Below are 19,620 nucleotides of genomic sequence, written 5' to 3'. Positions count from 1 at the left end.
CGATCATGACCTGACGTAAAGGACACGCTGTGGCAGAAGCAGGACAGGCAAGACCGTCGGCACCGATGACGGCGGCTCAACTCGTACGGCTGGTGCAGCAAGGCCTTGAGCTCGTGGGTACGGGGGACCGAACCGATCTCCGCAAACGCCTTGACCAGGCAATGGGAAGGCTGAAGGACCCCAGTGTCCGGGTCATCGTCGTCGGTGAATTCAAACAAGGCAAGAGCAAGCTCATTAACGCGCTGGTGAATGCCCCGGTCTGTCCTGTCGATGACGACATTGCCACCTCCGTCCCCACGGTTGTCCGCTACGGAGACCCTGCCTCGGCCGCCATCCTGGTCCCCAAAGGTGACGCGGACGCCGGCGACGAGGCCGGCGTCGAACGCCAACCTGTTCCCATTGCGGATCTCGCCAACTATGTTTCCGAGCGGGGCAACCCCGGAAACAGCAAGAAACTCGTTGCAGGTGAGGTCTACCTGCCCCGGAAGCTGCTAACGGGCGGCCTCACAATCATTGACTCCCCGGGCGTGGGGGGACTTAATTCGTCCCACACGCTGACTACCCTTACTGCCCTTCCTACTGCAGACGCCATGCTGCTGGTTTCCGATGCCTCGCAGGAGTACACGGAACCGGAACTGCGCTTCCTTCGCCAGGCCATGCGGATCACCCCCAGCGTTGTGGGTGTCCTGTCCAAGACGGACCTCTACCCGGACTGGCGGCGCGTCGAAGAGATTGACCGGGGGCACTTGGCACAGGTTGCCCAGGACATCCCCCTGTATTCGGTTTCCTCCGACCTCCGGCTCGAGGCGGCACGCCTCCAGGACGGTGAACTGAACGCGGAGTCCGGCTTCCCTGGGCTGATAACCCACATCCGCAACGAGATTGTGGGCAAGGCGGAGCGCCTTCAGCGGCGCTCAGTCAGCCAGGACCTGCTCTCTGTGTGCGAGAACCTCCGCCTGTCGCTGCAGTCCGAGCTGGAAGCATTGGAAAACCCGGAGCGGACACCGCAAATGATCGCCGGCCTCGAGGCGGCCCGGGCCGAAGCCGACGACCTCCGCAAGCGCTCCGCACGGTGGCAGATCACGCTCAACGACGGCATCAGCGACCTCATTGCCGACATGGAGTACGACCTTCGGGACCGCCTGCGCCGCATCCAGCGCGAAGCTGAAACCGCCATCGACCAGGGCGACCCCGGCCCCGCGTGGCCCCAGTTCTCGAAGTGGCTGGAGGAGTGCGCCGCGGCCGCCATCTCGGACACGTTTGTGTGGACCAACGAGCGCGCCCAATGGCTGGCCACCCAGGTTGCCGAACACTTCGCCGCAGAGGAAGTGACCCTGCCCGTCCTTCATGTCTCCGACACCGGAGACGCCCTGGACCCCGTGGACGACATGCCCGTCCTCGATGACGGCCGCATCAACTCCGCGCAGAAGGTGCTGATCGGCATGCGCGGCTCCTACGGCGGCGTGCTCATGTTTGGCCTTCTGACGGGCATCTTCGGAATGGCCCTGATCAACCCGCTCTCCGTGGGCGCCGGCCTGTTGCTGGGCCGCAAGGCCTACCGGGAGGACAAGGAAGCACGGCTTAAGCGCCGGCAGGGCGAGGCAAAGGCGCTGGTCCGGCGGCAACTGGATGACGTCACGTTCCAGGTGGGCAAGCAGTTGAAGGACCGGCTGCGGCTGGTCCAGCGCTCCACGCGGGACCACTTCACCGAGATCGCGGACGAGCACCACCGCTCATTGCAGGATTCCGTGGCTGCGGCCCAAAAGGCTGCCACGACGTACGCTTTGAAGAAGGACGTACGCATCCGCGAGATCAAGGCAGAACTTAAGAATGTGGATGCCCTGTCGCGGGCGGCCGAAGCAGTGGCTGCCGAGGTCGCCTCGAGCGCAGCGAAAGCCCTCCGGCCTGCCGGCCCGGCCACTGGAAGCCCGGACACTGCCAGCCCGGACACTGCCGGCCCGGACACTGCCGGCGCTGACAGTGCCGGTCCCGGCGGTGCAGGATCAACAACCGGTGCAGCCCGCATCCCGGCGCCCTCGGCCGTGGCGGCGGTGGGATGACCGAGTCAACCATCACGGGGGCGGCGGACCTGGTCCAGGAGGCGCTGGAGGTTTACCGTGAGGATCCTGCAGCTGCGGCCGCCCTGGAGGGTTATGCCCGGCGGCTGGCCGAACCCCTTCGGATCGCCGTTGCCGGGATGGTAAAAGCCGGAAAGTCCACCCTGTTGAACGCCATCCTCGGTGAAGAGATAGCTCCCACGGACACGGGGGAGTGCACGCGCATCGTTACGTGGTACCGCTACGGCCACACCCCCAGGATCACGCTGTACCCAGTGGAAGGCGAACCGCGCAGCCTCCCGGTGAAGCGCGTGGACGGCCGCCTGGTGTTTGTGCTGGGCAACGTCCTGGCCGAGGAGGTGGACAGGCTGGATGTCGAGTGGCCCTCCCCGGGCCTGCGGGACATGACCTTGATAGATACCCCTGGCATAGCTTCGCTCTCCGGGGACGTGTCTGCCCGGTCCACTAATTTCCTGACTCCGGAAGACACCCCGTCAGAGGCGGACGCCATCATCTACCTGATGCGCCACATGCACGCCTCCGACCTCCGCTTCCTCGAATCCTTCAAGGACACCGAGGCAGGGCGGTCCGGGACAGTCAACGCCCTGGCGGTTCTCTCCCGGGCCGATGAAGTGGGAGCAGGGCGTATTGACTCCCTTCTCTCCGCCGGGGAGATCGCCGACAGGTACCGCCAGGACCACAGCCTGCGGAAGCTGGCGCTGGGGGTGGTCCCCGTGGCCGGGCTCCTGGCGCAAAGCGCACGGAGCCTGCGGCAGTCCGACTTCGAGGCTCTGCAGCTGCTGGCCGGGATGGAACGGGTGGACCGGGAAAAGCTGCTGCTCTCGGCGGACCGGTTTGTGCGGTCCGCCGCCTGCCCGGAAGGGCTGACGACGGCGGCCCGCGCCTCGCTGCTGGAAAGGTTTGGCCTGTTCGGCATCCGCTTGGCCGTGGTCCTCATCCGCAATGGATTTGCCGAGCCCACGCCCCTGGCGCACGAGCTGGCCCGGCGCAGCGGACTGAATCCACTGCTTGAGATGCTGAACCGGCAGTTCCAGGCCCGCGCCGAGGCACTGAAGGCCAGGACCGCTTTGGTGGGGGTGGAAACCCTGCTGCGCACATCCCCGCGTGAGGGGACAGGGCATCTGGCCGCTGCCCTCGAACGGCTGCAGGTGAACGCCCATGAGTTCCGGGAACTGCGGCTGCTGGCAACCCTTCGGACCACTGGTGTAGCACTCGACTCGGAGCTGGCGAACGAAGCCGAGGGCCTCATTGGAGGCTGGGGCGCAGCACCCCACATCCGCCTTGGCCTCGACCCGGATGCGGGTCCGGAACAACTGGCGGCGGAGGCGCGGCACTACTTGGGGCGGTGGCGGGCTCTGGCCGAAAACCCGTTGACTGACCGTTCAGCCCTTGACACGTGCCGGGTGGTTATCCGCAGCTGCGAGGGCATTGTTGCCCAGTCTGCTTTGCCGTTGGCCCGCCAGCCCGCATAACGGGACGGCGGGCCGCGCCGGGCTTAGTCCCGGCCCGATTTCAACCAGGCGTTGGCGGAAGGCATGAAGAACAGCACCAGCCCAACGAGCGCCAGCAGGAGCTGGAGTCCCCACAGCAGAACCACATAACTGCCGGCGTCGCCTTCAGGAACAAGGAAGGCGGAGGCCAGTACCAGGACGATGACGTGCCCGGCGAGGAGCGGCAGCAGAGCCCAGCGGGCCCAGCCTTGCCGTCCCATGACGACGCCGAGCATAGCGGCTTCCAGCAGGATCACCAGGAGGACAGCTGCCAGGCTGCCCCAAAAGACGATGCCGGTGGCCGTAGTGACCGCTTCGGCGTCGCCGCCGGGGGCCATCTGCTCCACCACCGTCCGCAGGCGTTCAAGATGCGAATCGCGGGTGAGGAAGGATCCCACCAGGACGGCCAGCCCGGCTGCGAAGCTGAGGAGCCAGAGGGTGCGTGCATTCTTGATGCTGCGGGGAGCTGCCGGGACCACGGCGATGGGCGCCGGTGCGGAGTAGGACAGCCCTGGCCTTGGCGGCGGCGCCGGCGGGCCTGCGGGTGAAGGCGGGGCTGCGGCCCCTTGGGTTGCGGTCCGCAGCCGGTCTTCTCCGTCAGGTTCCTGGGCCATACGCTCCTACTTCAGTCCGTCGGTATCGTGTTCGTCGGTCTCGTGCTTGTCCTTGCCGCTGCCTTTGCCGTCGTGGTCCTTCGCCTTGGCGTCCAGTTCGTCCTTGAGCTTCTTGAGCCGCTCCGCCTCTGCCTGCTGGCGGCGCCGGGCCTCAAGGTTGCGGAGGAAGTCCGGGTCGTCGTCCGGGGCGGTGGGATGGCGCCGGCTCTGCTGCTGGCCGGAAGTTCCCCGCGGGCGGCCAATCAGAAGCCAAAGAATGGCGCCAAGTACCGGCAGGACAATCATGACCACAATCCAGGCCGGCTTGGAGATCCCCCGGGTGAGGCGTCCATCAGTGCGGATCACATCCACAAGGCCATACACAAAGATGACGAGGACTGCGACGGCCAAAGCCACACGGAGGAGCATGCAAATAAGTCTATCGTCAGCAGGCGCGGGGGCCCCGGGCGGGAGGCGGCTAAACTGGAATAGTGGCCTTTTTGAAATATTCCCTGATCCGCCTTGCTCTGTTCGTGCCCCTGTTCGTGGTTTTTATGCTGTTGCAGCTGGGCGCGCTGATGTCCGTCATTTGCGCAGCACTGATCGCATTCGCCGTCAGCTACCTGTTTTTCCAGAAGCAGCGTGACGAGGCAGCCGCAGCCATCCACCATCGTTTCTCCGGCAAGGCCAAGCCGATCCGTTCAGCCAGCGAGGTCCAGGACGCCCACGCGGAGGACGCGCTCCTGGACGCCAATCCGGACATCGCCATCAGCAACGATGCCAAGGACCCGAAACGCTCCTAGCGCGACGGACCCCAAACGCCTGCAGCGGCAGGCCGGCAACCTAAAAGCCGTGGCTCAGTACCAGGCCCAGTGAGAACAGCAGGCTGTATCCGAGGTTGATCAGGCCGGTCTGTTTCAGGACCGGGATGAGGCTCTTGCGCTTGCGGCCGTTGATCATCAGCCACGCGGGCATCAGGCACGCCGGAATCAGCAGCAGGACGATCAGCATCCACGGCCGCCCCGGGGCCAGGATCACCACAAGCATGATGGCCACGGCAAGCATCAGCACATAGCTCTCCCGGGCGTGCTTGTCACCCAGCCGAACGGCGAGGGTCTTCTTGCCGGCCTGGGTGTCCGTGGGGATGTCCCTGACGTTGTTGGCCATCAGCAGCGCGGTGGCGATAAGCCCTGTGCCGATAGCACCGATGATGGCCGGCAGGTTGATCTGCCCGGCCTGCGTGTACGTGGTGCCCAGCGTCGCCACCAGGCCGAAGAACACAAACACAAAAACGTCGCCCAGGCCCATGTAGCCGTACGGGTTCTTTCCGCCGGTGTAGCCCCAGGCGGCCATCACGCAGCCAAGCCCGACCAGGATCAGCCACCAGCTCTGGGTGATTACCACCAGGATCAGCCCGAAGACCATGGCGGCAGCAAACGCGCCGAACGCCGCCCGCTTCACGTGTTCCGGGCTTGCGGCTCCTGAACCCACCAGCCGGAGCGGGCCAACGCGGTCGTCGTCCGTGCCTCGGATGCCGTCAGAGTAATCGTTGGCGAAGTTGACACCCACCTGGAGCAGCAGGGCCACCAAAGCCGCGAGGATGGCGTTGAAAAGCAGGAACGAATCCATTTCATACGCAGCGGCGGAACCGATCAGTACCGGCGCGATCGCGGCCGGCAGTGTTCGGAGTCGGGCGCCTTGGATCCAGTGTGCGGCTGTAGCCACGGTCAGTACCTCGCGTTACTTTGGGAAGGTGGCAGGAGAGGGGTCCTGCCACGTGGTGCAGGTCTACTTTACTTTCCCTGGTGCAGGGCGTTGAGTTCAGCGGCCATGGCCAGCCGGTCCGGTTTGCCGTTGGGCAGCATCAGCAGCGAGGGCGCGGCCAGGACGGTTTTGGGCGCCAGAATGCCGAGTGTCCGGTGCCATTCCTGTTCAAGGACGACGGCGTGTTCCCGGCCCGCCGCGGGTTCAGCGCGCTCCCCAGTGCCTGCCCGCGGGTTGGCCAGTGCAACGTAGGCCGCCACGGCCTGGCCCCATTCCGCGGACGGGACGCCGGCCACAAAGACCGCGGCGACGGCGTCGGACTTTTCCAGCTCCTCCTGCACATGCGCCGCGGAAACCTTGACCCCGCCGGTGATAATGACGTCGTCGGCGCGGCCCAGGACGGTTAGCCGGCCGTCGTCGTCAATGCTGCCAAGATCGCTGGTGCGGTACCAGCGCACGCCGTCCTCCTCGAAAAAGGTGCTGCCCGCCTCGTCCGGCGCTTCCAGGTAGCCGGCGGCGATGGTGTCGCCGCCGAGCAGGATGCGGCCGTCCTGCTCAACGCGGACGGACACCCCTTCAAGCGGGAAGCCGTCGTAAATGCAGCCGCCGCAGGACTCGGCCGAACCATAGGTGGTGATAACCCTGACGCCGGCGTCCCTGGCCGCGGACAGCAGCGCGGCCGGGGCAGGCGCGCCGCCCAACAGGACGGCGTTGAAGCGGCGGAGCACTGCGAGGGTCTCCGGGGACGGCGCGTCGAGGAGGCGCTGAAGCTGCGTGGGAACCAGGGAGGTGAAGCGGATCTTGTCCGTCAGTTCCTGCGCGGCGGCGGTGAACGCCTCGGGCGTGAAGCCGCCTGACATGTCCATTACCCAGGGGCGGGTGCCTGCGAACAGCGAACGCACCAGCACCTGGATGCCCGCAACGTACTGGACGGGCAGCGCCAGGAGCCACTGGCCCTCACCCTTGAGCGCCAGGGCAGTTGCCATCGAGGACGCGGCCAGAGATTCCACCGTCAACACAGTGGCTTTGGGCGTTCCCGTGGAACCGGAGGTGCGCACCACGGCAACGGCGTCATCACAGCCTGGAGTTTCGACATGGCCCACAACCAGGGCGCCGTTCTCACCAACGGACAGTTCGACGGCGGGGCCCTCGCCGTGGAGGGCGGCGGCCAGTGCCTTCAGGGCAGGGTCGATATCAAGGATGCCGCTGTTGGGTGCGCCTGTTCGAAGCGGTTCGTTGTTTTGGGCTTCCGTGTTTTGTTGCCTGGTGGTCATCGCCGGTCCTGCCTTAGAAGTAGTGCGGGAAGCTGGACCAGTCGGGATCGCGTTTCTCCAGGAACGCTTCCTTGCCCTCCACCGCTTCGTCCGTCATATAAGCCAACCGGGTGGCTTCGCCTGCGAATACCTGCTGGCCCGCCAGGCCGTCGTCGGCAAGATTAAAGGCGAATTTGAGCATCCGGATTGCCTGCGGAGACTGCCGGGCGATATCGGCGGCATATTCCAGGGCCACCTCTTCAAGGCGTTCGTGGTCCACGGCCTCATTGACGGCGCCCATCCGGACCATGTCCTCCGCCGAGTATTCGCGGGCCAGGAAGAAGATCTCCCTGGCGGCCTTTTGCCCGATCTGGCGGGCCAGCAGGGCGGAGCCGTAGCCTGCATCGAAGCTGCCGACGGTGGCGTCCGTCTGTTTGAACTTGCCGTGCTGGCGGGAGGCGATGGTGAGATCGGAGACGACGTGCAGGGAGTGCCCGCCCCCCGCCGCCCAGCCGTTGACGACGGCGATGACCACCTTGGGCATGGTGCGCATCAGCCGCTGGACCTCCAGGATGTGAAGCCTCCCGGCCCGCGCGGGGTCGATGCTTTCCCGGGCCTCGCCGTTGGCTTCATCCTGCACTACGTACCGGTAGCCGTCCCGGCCCCGGATCCGCTGGTCCCCGCCCGAACAAAAGGAGTGGCCGCCGTCTTTGGGGGAGGGGCCGTTCCCGGTGAGCAGCACCGTGGCGACGTCAGGGGACATCCGTGCGTGGTCCATGGCCCGATAGAGCTCATCCACTGTTCCCGGCCGGAAAGCATTGCGGACCTCGGGGCGGTTGAAAGCAATCCGCACCGTGGGCAGGTCACGCACCCATCCGCCGTCGGCGTCCCGCTCCACCTGCCGGTGGTAGGTCATGTCCTGGAAGTCGCCGAAGCCGGACACAACGCGCCAGCGGGTTGGATCGAAGACGTCGGACACCGAGGCGGGAATTTGGTTGCTCACCGTCCAAGTCTAGTAATCGAGGTCAGCTGATGCAGAACTCGTTGCCCTCAGGGTCCGCCATCGTGTGCCAGACATGTGGGCCCTCGTTGGCTGTCCAGAGGAACGTGGCGCCCCGGGCTTCTAGTTCCCGGCGCACCTCGTCCTTGTCCCGGCCCGCCAGGTTGATGTCCCAGTGCACCCTGTTCTTGACCGTCTTATCCTCGGGCGCCGTCTGGAAGAGGAGCCGCCGTTCCGGGGCTTTTGCTTCAAGTTCCTCGGGCGGCCGGATCGCGCAGCCGGTGCGCCACACCAGCTTGCCGTTGTGGACGGTTGTCTGGTCCTCCGTGGCGAAACCCTGGTCGATCATGGAGCGGATGAAGCCCTCATCCTGCGGTTCCACCGCCCACCCGAGCGACTCCGCCCACCACTCGGCGAGGTAGTGCGGATCCCTGCAGTCAACGACAATCTGGATGTTCATTCCCATCCCACCACGGTACGGTGGCAGGTGCTCCTGCGGTAGGTGGCAATCAGGCCTGAACCTGCTGGAGCTGTTCGTAGAACTCCGGTGGGATGGCGTAGATAAACAGCACAGCCAGCAGGTTCTTCGCGGCATGGACAAAGTAGGCAAACATCAGGTTCCTGCCCGTCCAGACATACACAAACACCAGGGTTGCGCCCATGGCCAGATAGGGCATCAGGACGGTGAGCGTCAGCTCTTCCTGTCCCACGATGTGCAGGGCAGCGAACAGGACCACGGACAAAACACAGCACACCCAGATATTCACACGCCGGCTCAGCTTGCCGATCAGCAGGTGCCGGAAGATGAACTCCTCCACGAACGGGCCTACCACCACCAGCAGCGGGACCATCAGCCACGCGGGCACCTGTTGCATCAACGCCTGGAGCCCGGCCTGGTTTTCCGAGGTCTGGACGTTGCCGGACACCGCAACCGCTACAGCGGAAAGGATCATCATGGCGATAACCGCGGCCGGAATCATCAGCAGCGTGAACCACGGACGGGTCGCCAGCACACGCAGGTCCCGCCACACCACCCGGCGGGCCGCCACGAATGCCAACAGGCCCACCGAGGCATAGAAGAGCAGGTTGGTTGCGTAAGAGGCCGCTGCGGGTGTCGGGGCTACCTGCCGCAGGAAGGGGGCGAGCAGTTCACCGGCAAGGGTAAAGAACCCGGCAAGAGCCACGTAAAGGACGATAGCCACCACATCCAGGGCTGAAAACCGGTAGAGCTGCGGCTGTGGCGGGGGTGGTATCCGGTGTGCGATGGCCATGGTTTCAGCCTATCCGGCGTTGCCCGGGGAATCGCGCCTCGCCTAGAATGTTCGGTATGCCTAAACTTCCGTTTCGGTGCGCCAAAGTAGCCGCCCGAAGAAGCCGCTCTCCCCAGGTGCGCTTACGTGCCGCTGCGGCAGCCGCCGTCGTTCTTTCCCTTCTGCTCACTGCCTGCGGGGAGGGCGCCGCAGGTAGCGGAAACGACAGCAAGCCGGTGGTCCTGACCACTTTCACTGTGCTGGCCGACGTCGCGCGGAACGTGGCCGGGGACAAGCTCACGGTTGAGTCCATCACCAAGGCCGGAGCGGAAATCCACGGCTACGAACCCACCCCGGGGGACATCCGGAAGGCCTCCAAAGCGGACCTCATTTTGGACAACGGGCTCAACCTGGAAGCGTGGTTCGGGCAGTTTGTCGAAGGCCTCGACGTGCCGCACGCCGTGGTGAGCGAGGGCGTGCAGGTGATGCCCATCAGTGAGGACTCCTACCAGGGCAAGCCCAACCCCCATGCGTGGATGTCGCCGGTGAACGTGCAGATTTACGTGGACAACATGGTGAAGGCCTTCACGGAACTGGACCCGGAAAACGCCGACGCCTTCAAAGCCAACGGGGACGCCTACAAAGCGGAACTGCAGGCCGTGCAGGACCAAATGACGTCCAGTCTTGCCGCAGTACCCGAAACCCAGCGCGCCCTCGTCACCTGCGAAGGCGCGTTCTCCTACCTTGCCCGCGACGCCGGGTTGAGGGAGGTGTACATCTGGGCGGTCAACGCGGAGCAGCAGGCAACACCGCAGCAGATCACCCGCGCCATCGAATACGTCAGGGCCAACAACGTCCCGGCCGTCTTCTGCGAATCGACGGTTTCGGACGCGCCCATGCAGCAGGTAGTGGGCGCCACCGGGGCCAAATTCGGCGGCACCCTCTACGTGGATTCACTCTCCGAGGCGGACGGGCCAGTACCCACCTACCTGGACCTCATCCGGCACGACGCCGAAGTCATCACCGGAGCGCTCGCCGGGGCAACCGCCGGAGCAGGATCATGACCACCCCGGCAATCCTGGTGGAGAACGTGACAGTCCACTACGGGGAGGTCCGGGCGCTGGATGCCGCCACCCTGGCCGTGGACCCCGCCCGGATCTGCGGGCTGGTGGGCATGAACGGCTCCGGTAAGTCCACGCTGTTCAAGGTGATCATGGGAATGATCAGGCCCGACGCCGGCACGGTCCGGATCAACGGACACTCACCGTCCAGGGCGCGCAAGCAGGGCGGCATCGGCTACGTGCCGCAGAGCGAGGACGTTGACTGGCAGTTTCCGCTGTCCGTGCGGGACGTAGTCATGATGGGCCGGTACGGCCACCAGGGGTTCACCCGCCGTGCGTCCAGGGCGGACCGCGCCGCCGTCGACGAAGCGCTGGACCGGGTGGAACTGGGACCGTACGCCGGCCGCCAGATCGGGCAGCTCTCCGGCGGCCAGAAAAAGCGCGCCTTCGTGGCCCGCGGCATTGCCCAAGGTGCCACCACCATGCTCCTTGATGAACCCTTCGCCGGCGTGGACAAGCGGTCCGAGGCCACCATCACCCGGCTCCTGCGGGAACTCGCCTCGGACGGCTGCACCATCCTGGTGTCCACGCACGATCTGCACGCCCTGCCGCAGCTGTGCGACGAGGCCGTCCTGCTGATGCACAAAGTACTGATGCACGGCCCGCCCGAGGTGGTGCTGCAGCCTGAAAACCTTGCGATGGCCTTCGGCCTGGACGTGCTGGAACGCGACCTGCCGGAGGGCAAAGTTCCTGCGCAGCTTCCGGACGGCAAGCGGGTGAACCAATAATGGAGATACTTCTCGAACCGCTCAGCTATGACTTCATGGTCCGTGCCCTGGTGACCACCGCCCTGGCCGCGGTGGTCTGTGCTGTGCTGAGCTGCTGGCTGGTGCTGATCGGGTGGTCCCTGATGGGCGACGCCGTGTCCCACGCCGTGCTGCCGGGAGTAGTGCTCGCCTACATCGTGGGCGCACCGTTTGCGCTGGGCGCGCTGGTATTCGCCCTCGTCGCCGTGACATTGATCGGGGTGGTCCGCAACACGAGCCGGGTGAAGGAAGACGCCGCGATCGGCATCGTATTTTCCTCACTGTTCGCCCTGGGCCTGGTGCTGATCTCGGTCACGCCCAGCCAGACAGACCTCAACCACATCATCTTCGGCAACCTGCTCGGCGTCAGCGTGCCGGACCTGGTCCAGGTCCTGGTGCTGGGGGTGGTGGCGTTTGTCATCCTTATCCTCAAGCGGCGGGACCTCACCCTTTACGCCTTCGACCCCACCCACGCGCACGCCATCGGGCTTTCGCCGCAACGGCTCGGTGCGCTGCTCCTGGGCCTGCTCGCGCTGACCTCCGTGGTGGCGCTGCAGACGGTGGGCGTGGTCCTGGTGGTTGCCATGCTGATCATTCCCGGGTCCACCGCGTACCTGTTGACCGACCGCTTCTCGCGCATGCTGGTCATCGCCCCCGTGGTCTCGGCGGCCTGTTCCCTTGCGGGCATCTACCTCAGCTACTACCTGGACACGGCCTCCGGCGCCATGGTGGTCCTCACCCAGGGAGTGGTGTTCGCCGCCGTCTATCTCTTCAGCCCACGGCAGGGGCTGATCGGCACCCGGCTTGCGAAGGCCCGCCGTAGGAAGGCTGTTGCGGCCGCTGCTTAGCGTTCACCCTGTGCTGCAGACCCAGGTGTAGCTTGCGTCACGTAGCACCCCTCTGAGTCTTGTAAGATAGACGAGCCGCTCGAAGCTTCGGCGCCACCAGAGATTCCGGTCACAATCGGTTGCCCAAGAGGGCAAAACCCCGAATTTGTGAGCGGAATCATCAGTGTTCCGGATGCGGCCAACCCCCAACCCACAAGGAATCGTTGTGCCTCAAAGTACCCCCACAGATCTGCAGAACAACACGGCACCATCCACCGCCGTCGACCCCACCCTCAGCGCCGAGGGTTACAGCAAGACCCTGGGCAGGCGCCACGTCACCATGATCGCCATGGGCGGCGCCATCGGCGTCGGCCTGTTCATGGGAGCCGGCGGACGCCTTGCCTCCACCGGACCGGCCCTGATTTTCTCCTACGCCATCGCCGGCGTCATCGCGTACCTGCTGATGCGGGCCCTGGGCGAGCTCATCATGTACCGCCAGACCTCCGGGTCGTTTGTCAGCTATGCCGGTGAAATGTTCGGCAAGAAGGGCGCGTTCCTGTCCGGATGGATGTATTTCATCAACTGGGGCATGACCGGCATCGCCGAGCTGATCGCCATCGGACTTTACTTCCAGTTCTTCTTCCCCAACGTCCCGGTGGAAGCCTCTGCCATCGCCGCGCTGGCGCTCCTGGTGGCCGTGAACCTGCTGAGCGTCAAAGCGTTCGGTGAATTCGAGTTCTGGGCCTCCTGTCTCAAGGTGGGCGCCATCCTGATCTTCCTCGTGGTGGGCACCTTCATGGTGGTCACCAACGCCCAGGTGGGTGACGGCAACGCATCGGTCGCCAACCTCTTCGCGGCCGACGGCGGAATGTTCCCCAAGGGCGCACTGGTCATGGTCCTGGTCCTCAACGCCGTGATCTTCGCTTACAACGGCATCGAACTCGTGGGCATCACCGCCGGCGAAATGCAGAACCCGGAACGCGAAGTGCCCAAGGCCATCCGCGCCGTCGTGCTCCGCATTGTGGTGTTCTACGTCGGTTCCGTCACCCTGCTGGCCATGCTCCTGCCGTCCGACCAGTACGTTGCAGGCACATCCCCGTTTGTCACCGTGTTCGGCCAGATGGGCCTCGCCTGGGTGGGCGACGTGATGAACATGATTGTGATCACCGCAGCCCTGTCCTCCTGCAACTCGGGTCTGTACTCGATCGGCCGCGTGTTCCGCACCATGGCCAACAACGGCCACGCCCCGCAGTGGCTTACCAAGATGTCCCGCCGCCACGTCCCTTACGCGGCCATCCTTGCCATCGCGGCGTTCTACCTGGTGGGCATCATGCTGAACATCTGGCTGGGCGGCTCACACGCATTCGACCTGGCCCTGAACACCGCCTCCATCGGCGTGATCTTCACCTGGGGCGCCATCTTCGCCAGCCAGATCGCGCTGCGCCACAAGAAGGGCGTCACCTCGAGCCTGCCGATGCCCGGTTCGCCGTGGACCAGCTGGGCCGGCCTGATCGCCCTGCTCGCCATCACGGTCTTGATCGGGTTCGACACCATGACCAGCAAGAGCGGCGAGGTGTTCTACCTGGGCCTCTGGACCCTGGCCACCATCCCGTTCTTCGCGGTACTCCTGTGGCTGGGCTGGCAGAAGGTCAAGAACAACGAGCCCAAGAACGCGCTTTACAGCTAACTACCAGCAGTACGACGACGGCGGGATCCCTTAGGAGGGGACCCGCCGCCGTCGTTTCCCGGCCCGGGAGGTGGTGCGGAACGCGCGGCGGGGGCAGACTGGGGCGTGTGAGCGAACCGTGGGTGCTGCATGTGGACTTGGACCAGTTCATTGCCGCCGTCGAAGTGCTGCGCCGGCCGGAGCTCGCGGGCAAGGCGGTCATTATTGGCGGCCGCGGTGATCCCACCGAGCGGGCAGTGGTATCGACGGCGTCCTACGAAGCCAGGGCGTACGGGGTTGGTTCGGGAATGCCGCTGCGCATCGCCGCACGGAAGGTGCCTGACGCTGTTATCCTCCCCGTAGACCAGGATGCCTACCTCGCTGCGTCCGAGGAAGTCATGGCGGTGCTGCACTCGCAGCCGGGTGCCACGGTGCAGGTGCTCGGGTGGGATGAAGCGTTCGTCGGTGTGCAGACGGAGGACCCGGAGGCCTACGCCCGGCAGCTGCAGCGCGCCGTCCTGGAGCAGACCCGCCTGCACTGCAGCGTCGGTGTGGGCGACACCCTGGTCCGGGCCAAGGTGGCGACGTCGTTCGGCAAGCCCGCCGGCGTCTTCCGGCTCACGGAAGGCAACTGGCTCGACGTCATGGGCAGCCGCCCCACCATCGAGCTGTGGGGCGTGGGAACGAAGATCTCCCGCCGCCTGGCCAAGCTCGGCATCGAGACAGTCGCCGGCCTCGCAGCAACCAACCCTGATGATCTGGTTTCCGAGTTTGGACCGAAAATGGGCCCCTGGTACGCGCAGCTCGGGCGCGGCGACGGTGCGCGGACTGTTGACGACACCCCGTGGGTGGCCCGCGGCCACAGCCGGGAAACCACCTTCCAGCAGGACCTCACCGAACCCGGGCAGATTAACGACGCCGTCAGGGAGCTGGCGGCACGCGTCCTGGACGATGTCACGGCCGAGGGGCGCCCGGTGATCGGACTGACGCTCAAGGTCCGCTACGCCCCGTTCCTTACCAAGACCTATGCCCGGAAGATTCCCGAGACGTCTGACGCATTTGAAGTGCTCGCCCGCGCGCTGGACCTGGTGGCGAAGATCGAGGCGGGCCGCCCCATCCGGCTCCTGGGGCTGCGGGCCGAGATGCCCATGCCCGAGGACTCACGGAAGGGCCACACTCCCACCCGCAGCGGCTGGTGACCCTGGCTTTGGCTCTGATGATGTGACCGGACAGCTTTCGGTGCCCAACAGAACGGCGGCGGTTCCCTGAGGAACCCCCGCCGTTGTGCTCTGTTACAGCCGGCCTGGTGGGCCGGGCTGCCGCAGGAAGAGGCTAGTCGCGCTTGAACTCGTCCTTGACGCTTTCGCCGACCTTCTTGGCGTCAGCCTTGACCTGGTCGGTCTGGCCTTCAGCCTTGAGCCGGTCGTTACCGGTGGCATTGCCCGTGGCTTCCTTGGCCTTGCCGCCGAATTCTTCTGCTGCGTTACTGATCTTGTCTCCGAGGCCCATGGTGGTGGCCTCCTTTCGTTTCCGCTGATCAACAGTGCATTTTCACACTAACACGAAGCTTGCTTACTATTTCAAGTCGGCTCATCCCGCCCGGGAGGGGTGCCTGTTGATTGTCCGGATGCGCGGCTAGGCTCACAACATGGACCACAGCATCAGCCTCACCCAGCACATCAACGCGTCCCCGGAAAAGGTCTGGTCCGTCATCACGGATATCCCCGGCTCGGCGGCGACGTTGTCCGGAGTGGATTCCGTGCAGCTTCTCACCGACGGCCCCTACGGGGAAGGGACGCGCTGGAAGGAGACCCGGAAGATGCTGGGCAAAGCAGAGACGGTGGAGATGTGGGTGGCCGAGGCCGAACCTCAGCGCAATACCACCGTGAAGGCTGTCCAGGGCGGGGCGGACTACACCACCCGCTTCGGCCTTGCCGCCCGAGACGGCGGCACGGACCTGACCCTCACCTTCGGCGCCGAGGTCATCAAGCCGACGTTCGCAAGCCGCCTCATGATGCTGCTGTTCGGCAGGATGGGCATGGCCGCCACCCGCAAGGCCCTGGCGAAGGACCTGGCGGAGATCGCGGCCAAAGCAGAGTCGCTTCCGTAGTGGCCGGGCGTTCCGCAAAAGCGGCTGCCTTCCAGGTGGCCGCGCCCAGGCTTACCCCGGTCCGGCTGGAAAACCTCACGGAGCAACCGGCGTCGGACTTCCGCCGCGGCGGTCGGTACGACGGCGGCCGGTACAGCCGTGCGGAGGCTGACGGTTTGGAATTGAGCGGCACGGACTTCGCGGAGTGCGGGTTCCAAGGGGTTTCATTCAACGACACCCAGCTGCGCGGCTCCTCGTTCCGCGACTGCATCCTGGGTGAGCTGTATGCGCCGGTGTTCAAAGCCGCCCGCTCCACGTGGCGTGATGTTGAATTGCGGAACCCGCGGCTGGGCTCGGGGGAGCTGTATGAAAGCGGCTGGCAGTCGGTCCGGATCGACGGCGGCAAGCTGGACTTCCTCAACCTGCGCGGCGCCAGGCTTACGGACGTGCTCATCACCGACTGCATCATCAACGAACTGGACCTGGGCTCTGCCGCGGGCACGCGCGTGGCACTGAAGAACTGCACCATCGGGTCCCTCGACCTCACCGGGGCGAAGCTCAAGGACTTCGACCTGCGCGGGACGGGGTTCCGCAGCATCAGCGGGCTCGGCAGCATGGCGGGCGCGGTGGTGGATGAGTACCAGTTGGGCCTTCTGGCGCCCCTGCTTGCCGCCCACCTCGGCCTCTCGGTCCTCTAAGCCCCGGTACCCATAGGACAACCGCCCGTGTACTATTTACAGAACGAACGGTCGGTAAGTGCTGTGCTCTGCCTGCCGCCGATGACAGTGCTGTTTATCGCGTGAAGGGTGTTTCCATGGCTGCAACCGCAGGTCCGCAGGCTTTCCTTGTAGGCGGGGTCCGAACGCCGGTAGGCAAGTACGGTGGCGCGCTTTCGTCCGTCCGCCCTGACGATATGGCGGCCCTGGTCATCCGGGAGGCGGTGAACCGTGCCGGGCTGGACCCGGACAGCATCGACGAGGTCATTCTTGGAAACGCCAACGGGGCCGGTGAGGAAAACCGGAATGTGGCGCGGATGGCCACCATACTTGCCGGGCTGCCGCTCCACATTCCGGGCATCACGGTCAACCGGCTTTGCGCCTCCGGCCTCAGCGCCATTATCCAGGCCAGTCAAATGATCAAAGCGGGCGCCACGGACATCGTCATTGCCGGCGGCGTGGAATCGATGAGCCGCGCGCCCTGGGTGCAGGAGAAGCCCACTTCCGCTTTTGCCAAGCCGGGCCAGATCTTTGACACGTCCATTGGCTGGCGCTTCACCAATCCGCACTTCCATAAGGGCGAGCTGTCCCGTGACGGCAAGATGACCTACTCCATGCCGGAAACGGCAGAGGAAGTGGCCCGCGTAGACGGCATCCTCCGGGAGGACGCCGACGCCTTCGCCGTCCGCTCGCACCAGCGGGCATTGGACGCCACGGCTGCCGGCCGGTTCAAAGACGAGATTGTCGGGGTTACCGTCAAGACCCGGAAGTCGGAGCATGTGGTGGATACGGATGAGGGCCCCCGGGCGGACACCACCATGGAGGTCCTGTCCGGGCTGAGGCCGGTGGCGAACGGCGGAACGGTGGTCACGGCCGGCAACTCGTCGTCCTTGAATGACGGCGCCTCTGCAATCATCGTCGCCTCGGAAGCGGCCATTGAGCGGCTGGGCCTCACGCCCCGTGCGCGGATCATTGATGGTGCCTCGGCGGGCTGCGAGCCCGAGATCATGGGCATTGGTCCGGTGCCTGCCACCCAGAAAGTCCTCAAGCGGAGCGGCCTCAGCGTAGGCGACCTTGGCGCCGTCGAACTTAATGAAGCGTTTGCCACGCAGTCCCTCGCCTGCATCCGCCGCCTGGGACTGGAGCCGGAGATCGTCAATAACGACGGCGGCGCCATCGCCTTGGGGCACCCGCTGGGTTCCAGCGGGGCCCGGATCGCCATCACCCTGCTGGGACGGATGGAGCGGGAGGATGCCCGCGTGGGGCTGGCCACCATGTGTATTGGTGTGGGCCAGGGCACCGCGATGCTGCTGGAGAAGGTTTGATGCCGGGCGCCGTGGACCTGGCGTCCGAAAAGTTCCATGCGCTGCTGGTGGAGGAGCGCACCGACCGCGTAGTGGTGCTCCTCAACCGTCCTGAGGTCCGGAACGCCATCGACCAGCAGATGGTGGACGAACTCCACCTTGTCTGCACAGCCCTTGAACAGAATCCGAAGGTGCTGATCATCGCGGGTGTGGGCGGGGTGTTCGCCTCAGGGGCAGACATCGGGCAGCTGCGCCAGCGGCGCCGGGACGATGCCCTGCAGGGGATCAACTCCACCATCTTTGTCCGGATCGCCAAACTGCCCATGCCGGTGATCGCTGCCGTGGACGGGTACTGCCTCGGCGGTGGAGCGGAACTGGCCTACGCCGCCGATTTCCGCATCGGCACCCCCGGCGTGCGCATCGGCAATCCGGAAACCGGGCTGGGCATCCTCGCCGCGGCCGGCGCCAGCTGGCGGCTTAAGGAACTGGTGGGGGAGCCGGTAGCAAAGCAGATTCTGCTGGCAGGCCGGGTTTTTGGAGCCGAAGAGGCACTGGCCGTCAACCTCATCACCGAAGTCCACGAGCCGGCGGAGCTCCTGGAGGCGGCGCAGAACCTGGCGGACCGGATCGCCCGGCAGGATCCTCTGGCGGTCCGGATCACCAAGTCCGTGTTCCACGCCCCGGCGGAAGCCCACCCCCTGATCGACCAATTGGCCCAGGGCATCCTTTTTGAATCAGAGGCCAAGTTCGACCGGATGCAAAGGTTCCTCGACAAGAACGCCGCAAAGAAGGCCGACAGGAGTGCCGGTGCGAAGGCCGGCAATAAGACCGGAGAGACGAATTGACGAACACGCTGCAATCCGCCCCGAAGCTCCCGTCCCGCGTTGGCGTCCTTGGCGGGGGCCGGATGGGTGCGGGCATCGCCCATGCGTTCCTGGTCAAGGGTGCGGACGTACTGGTGATCGAGCGTGACGAGCAGTCCGCCCAGGGTGCCCGGGAACGGGTCGAGTCCGCCGCGGCAAAAAGCATCGAGCGCGGAGCCGTCGACGCCAACCTGGACGAGCTTGTCTCCCGGCTTGCCGTGGGCGTCGATTACGACGCCTTCAAAGACCGGCAGTTGGTGATTGAAGCCGTCCCGGAGGACTGGGACCTGAAAGTGACCGCGCTGCGCGGAATTGAGGAGCGGCTCGCCGATGACGCGTACTTGGCGTCCAACACCTCGTCGCTGTCCGTCAGCGGCCTGGCCAGCGAACTCGAGCGGCCAGGGAACTTCCTGGGACTGCACTTTTTCAATCCGGTTCCGGCATCCACCCTGATCGAGGTGGTGCTCGGAACGCGCACGTCTCCTGAACTCGCTGCCGCGGCGAAAGGGTGGGTGGAAGCACTCGGCAAGACCGCCGTCGTCGTCAATGACGCTCCAGGCTTTGCCTCCTCAAGGCTGGGCGTTGCCATCGCATTGGAGGCCATGCGCATGGTGGAGGAGGGGGTGGCCTCGGCCGAAGACATCGACGCCGCCATGGTCCTTGGCTACAAGCATCCCACCGGGCCGCTGAAAACCACCGACATTGTGGGGCTGGATGTCCGGCTCGGCATTGCCGAATACCTGCATTCCACCCTTGGCGACCGTTTCGCCCCGCCGCAGATCCTCAAGGACAAGGTGGCAAGGGGCGAATTGGGACGCAAGACCGGCAAGGGCTTTTTTGACTGGCCCAGCTAGGATAGC

21 protein-coding genes are annotated in these 19,620 nt (G+C 65.4%); 13 read left to right on the top strand and 8 right to left on the bottom strand.

What is annotated here, in order from left to right; genetic code table 11:
- Positions 1-65: 65 nt before the first annotated feature.
- Both AC5RT4_RS07270 and AC5RT4_RS07265 read left to right on the top strand, forming a co-directional pair.
- Complete coding sequence (locus tag AC5RT4_RS07270; protein WP_494041743.1) at positions 66-2,060, top strand: dynamin family protein; 1,995 nt, start codon at positions 66-68, stop codon at positions 2,058-2,060.
- Positions 2,057-3,550, top strand: coding sequence for a dynamin family protein (locus AC5RT4_RS07265; protein ID WP_494105322.1), 1,494 nt, complete (start codon positions 2,057-2,059; stop codon positions 3,548-3,550). Before AC5RT4_RS07270 ends, AC5RT4_RS07265 begins: the two co-directional genes overlap by 4 nt.
- Positions 3,551-3,573: 23 nt before the next feature.
- On the opposite strand, the gene AC5RT4_RS07260 is transcribed toward AC5RT4_RS07265, so the two are convergent.
- Both AC5RT4_RS07260 and AC5RT4_RS07255 read right to left on the bottom strand, forming a co-directional pair.
- Positions 3,574-4,182 carry a hypothetical protein gene (locus tag AC5RT4_RS07260; protein WP_494105321.1) on the bottom strand — a complete coding sequence of 203 codons (609 nt, stop codon included), beginning with the start codon at positions 4,180-4,182 and terminating at the stop codon, positions 3,574-3,576.
- 6 nt (positions 4,183-4,188) lie between these two features.
- Positions 4,189-4,590, bottom strand: coding sequence for a PLD nuclease N-terminal domain-containing protein (locus tag AC5RT4_RS07255; RefSeq protein WP_494105320.1), 402 nt, complete (start codon positions 4,588-4,590; stop codon positions 4,189-4,191).
- 62 nt (positions 4,591-4,652) lie between these two features.
- On the opposite strand from AC5RT4_RS07255, the gene AC5RT4_RS07250 reads away from it, so the two are divergent.
- A complete protein-coding gene (locus tag AC5RT4_RS07250; RefSeq protein WP_494041516.1) occupies positions 4,653-4,964 on the top strand; it encodes a DUF4229 domain-containing protein in 312 nt (103 codons plus the stop codon).
- 40 nt (positions 4,965-5,004) lie between these two features.
- Here AC5RT4_RS07250 and AC5RT4_RS07245 read toward each other — a convergent pair whose 3' ends face one another.
- From AC5RT4_RS07245 to AC5RT4_RS07225, 5 genes are all read right to left on the bottom strand, one after another.
- On the bottom strand, positions 5,005-5,886 hold the full coding sequence (locus AC5RT4_RS07245; protein WP_494041517.1) for a 1,4-dihydroxy-2-naphthoate polyprenyltransferase: 882 nt from the start codon (positions 5,884-5,886) through the stop codon (positions 5,005-5,007).
- A 68-nt stretch (positions 5,887-5,954) separates the two neighbouring features.
- On the bottom strand, positions 5,955-7,199 hold the full coding sequence (locus AC5RT4_RS07240) for an AMP-binding protein (protein ID WP_494105319.1): 1,245 nt from the start codon (positions 7,197-7,199) through the stop codon (positions 5,955-5,957).
- Between the two features lie 13 nt (positions 7,200-7,212).
- Complete coding sequence (locus tag AC5RT4_RS07235) at positions 7,213-8,181, bottom strand: 1,4-dihydroxy-2-naphthoyl-CoA synthase (RefSeq protein ID WP_494105318.1); 969 nt, start codon at positions 8,179-8,181, stop codon at positions 7,213-7,215.
- 22 nt (positions 8,182-8,203) lie between these two features.
- Positions 8,204-8,644, bottom strand: a complete 441-nt coding sequence (locus tag AC5RT4_RS07230) for a VOC family protein (protein WP_494105317.1) — start codon at positions 8,642-8,644, stop codon at positions 8,204-8,206.
- A gap of 43 nt (positions 8,645-8,687) precedes the next feature.
- Complete coding sequence (locus tag AC5RT4_RS07225) at positions 8,688-9,449, bottom strand: CPBP family intramembrane glutamic endopeptidase (RefSeq protein WP_494105316.1); 762 nt, start codon at positions 9,447-9,449, stop codon at positions 8,688-8,690.
- Between the two features lie 56 nt (positions 9,450-9,505).
- Between AC5RT4_RS07225 and AC5RT4_RS07220 the strand changes: the two genes are divergently transcribed.
- From AC5RT4_RS07220 to AC5RT4_RS07200, 5 genes are all read left to right on the top strand, one after another.
- Positions 9,506-10,492 carry a metal ABC transporter substrate-binding protein gene (locus AC5RT4_RS07220; RefSeq protein WP_494105315.1) on the top strand — a complete coding sequence of 329 codons (987 nt, stop codon included), beginning with the start codon at positions 9,506-9,508 and terminating at the stop codon, positions 10,490-10,492.
- Positions 10,489-11,277: a metal ABC transporter ATP-binding protein gene (locus tag AC5RT4_RS07215; RefSeq protein WP_494105314.1), complete on the top strand. Its 789-nt coding sequence runs from the start codon at positions 10,489-10,491 to the stop codon at positions 11,275-11,277. The genes AC5RT4_RS07220 and AC5RT4_RS07215 overlap by 4 nt, the downstream gene beginning before the upstream one ends.
- The gene (locus AC5RT4_RS07210; protein ID WP_494041524.1) at positions 11,277-12,143 is read left to right on the top strand and encodes a metal ABC transporter permease; all 867 of its coding nucleotides are present in this window, start codon (positions 11,277-11,279) and stop codon (positions 12,141-12,143) included. The genes AC5RT4_RS07215 and AC5RT4_RS07210 overlap by 1 nt, the downstream gene beginning before the upstream one ends.
- 205 nt (positions 12,144-12,348) lie before the next feature.
- Positions 12,349-13,809 carry an amino acid permease gene (locus tag AC5RT4_RS07205; protein ID WP_494105313.1) on the top strand — a complete coding sequence of 487 codons (1,461 nt, stop codon included), beginning with the start codon at positions 12,349-12,351 and terminating at the stop codon, positions 13,807-13,809.
- 107 nt (positions 13,810-13,916) lie between these two features.
- Positions 13,917-14,987 (top strand): DNA polymerase IV, encoded by a 1,071-nt coding sequence (locus AC5RT4_RS07200; protein WP_494105312.1) that lies wholly within the window; start codon positions 13,917-13,919, stop codon positions 14,985-14,987.
- Between the two features lie 133 nt (positions 14,988-15,120).
- Here the strand turns inward: AC5RT4_RS07200 and AC5RT4_RS07195 are convergent, their stop codons facing one another.
- Positions 15,121-15,297: a CsbD family protein gene (locus AC5RT4_RS07195; RefSeq protein WP_494041527.1), complete on the bottom strand. Its 177-nt coding sequence runs from the start codon at positions 15,295-15,297 to the stop codon at positions 15,121-15,123.
- Positions 15,298-15,436: 139 nt separating this feature from the next.
- On the opposite strand from AC5RT4_RS07195, the gene AC5RT4_RS07190 reads away from it, so the two are divergent.
- From AC5RT4_RS07190 to AC5RT4_RS07170, 5 genes are all read left to right on the top strand, one after another.
- Positions 15,437-15,898, top strand: a complete 462-nt coding sequence (locus AC5RT4_RS07190) for an SRPBCC family protein (protein WP_494041528.1) — start codon at positions 15,437-15,439, stop codon at positions 15,896-15,898.
- On the top strand, positions 15,898-16,575 hold the full coding sequence (locus AC5RT4_RS07185; RefSeq protein WP_494105311.1) for a pentapeptide repeat-containing protein: 678 nt from the start codon (positions 15,898-15,900) through the stop codon (positions 16,573-16,575). Before AC5RT4_RS07190 ends, AC5RT4_RS07185 begins: the two co-directional genes overlap by 1 nt.
- A 116-nt stretch (positions 16,576-16,691) precedes the next feature.
- Positions 16,692-17,918 carry a thiolase family protein gene (locus AC5RT4_RS07180; protein WP_494105310.1) on the top strand — a complete coding sequence of 409 codons (1,227 nt, stop codon included), beginning with the start codon at positions 16,692-16,694 and terminating at the stop codon, positions 17,916-17,918.
- A complete protein-coding gene (locus AC5RT4_RS07175) occupies positions 17,918-18,742 on the top strand; it encodes an enoyl-CoA hydratase/isomerase family protein (protein WP_494105309.1) in 825 nt (274 codons plus the stop codon). The genes AC5RT4_RS07180 and AC5RT4_RS07175 overlap by 1 nt, the downstream gene beginning before the upstream one ends.
- A 62-nt stretch (positions 18,743-18,804) precedes the next feature.
- Positions 18,805-19,614, top strand: coding sequence for a 3-hydroxyacyl-CoA dehydrogenase family protein (locus AC5RT4_RS07170; protein WP_494041744.1), 810 nt, complete (start codon positions 18,805-18,807; stop codon positions 19,612-19,614).
- Positions 19,615-19,620: the final 6 nt, after the last annotated feature.

The organism is Arthrobacter sp. sptzw42, from assembly GCF_059089685.1.
The sequence above is the reverse complement of the archived record's forward strand: the minus strand, read 5'-3'. Positions and strand labels throughout refer to the sequence as shown.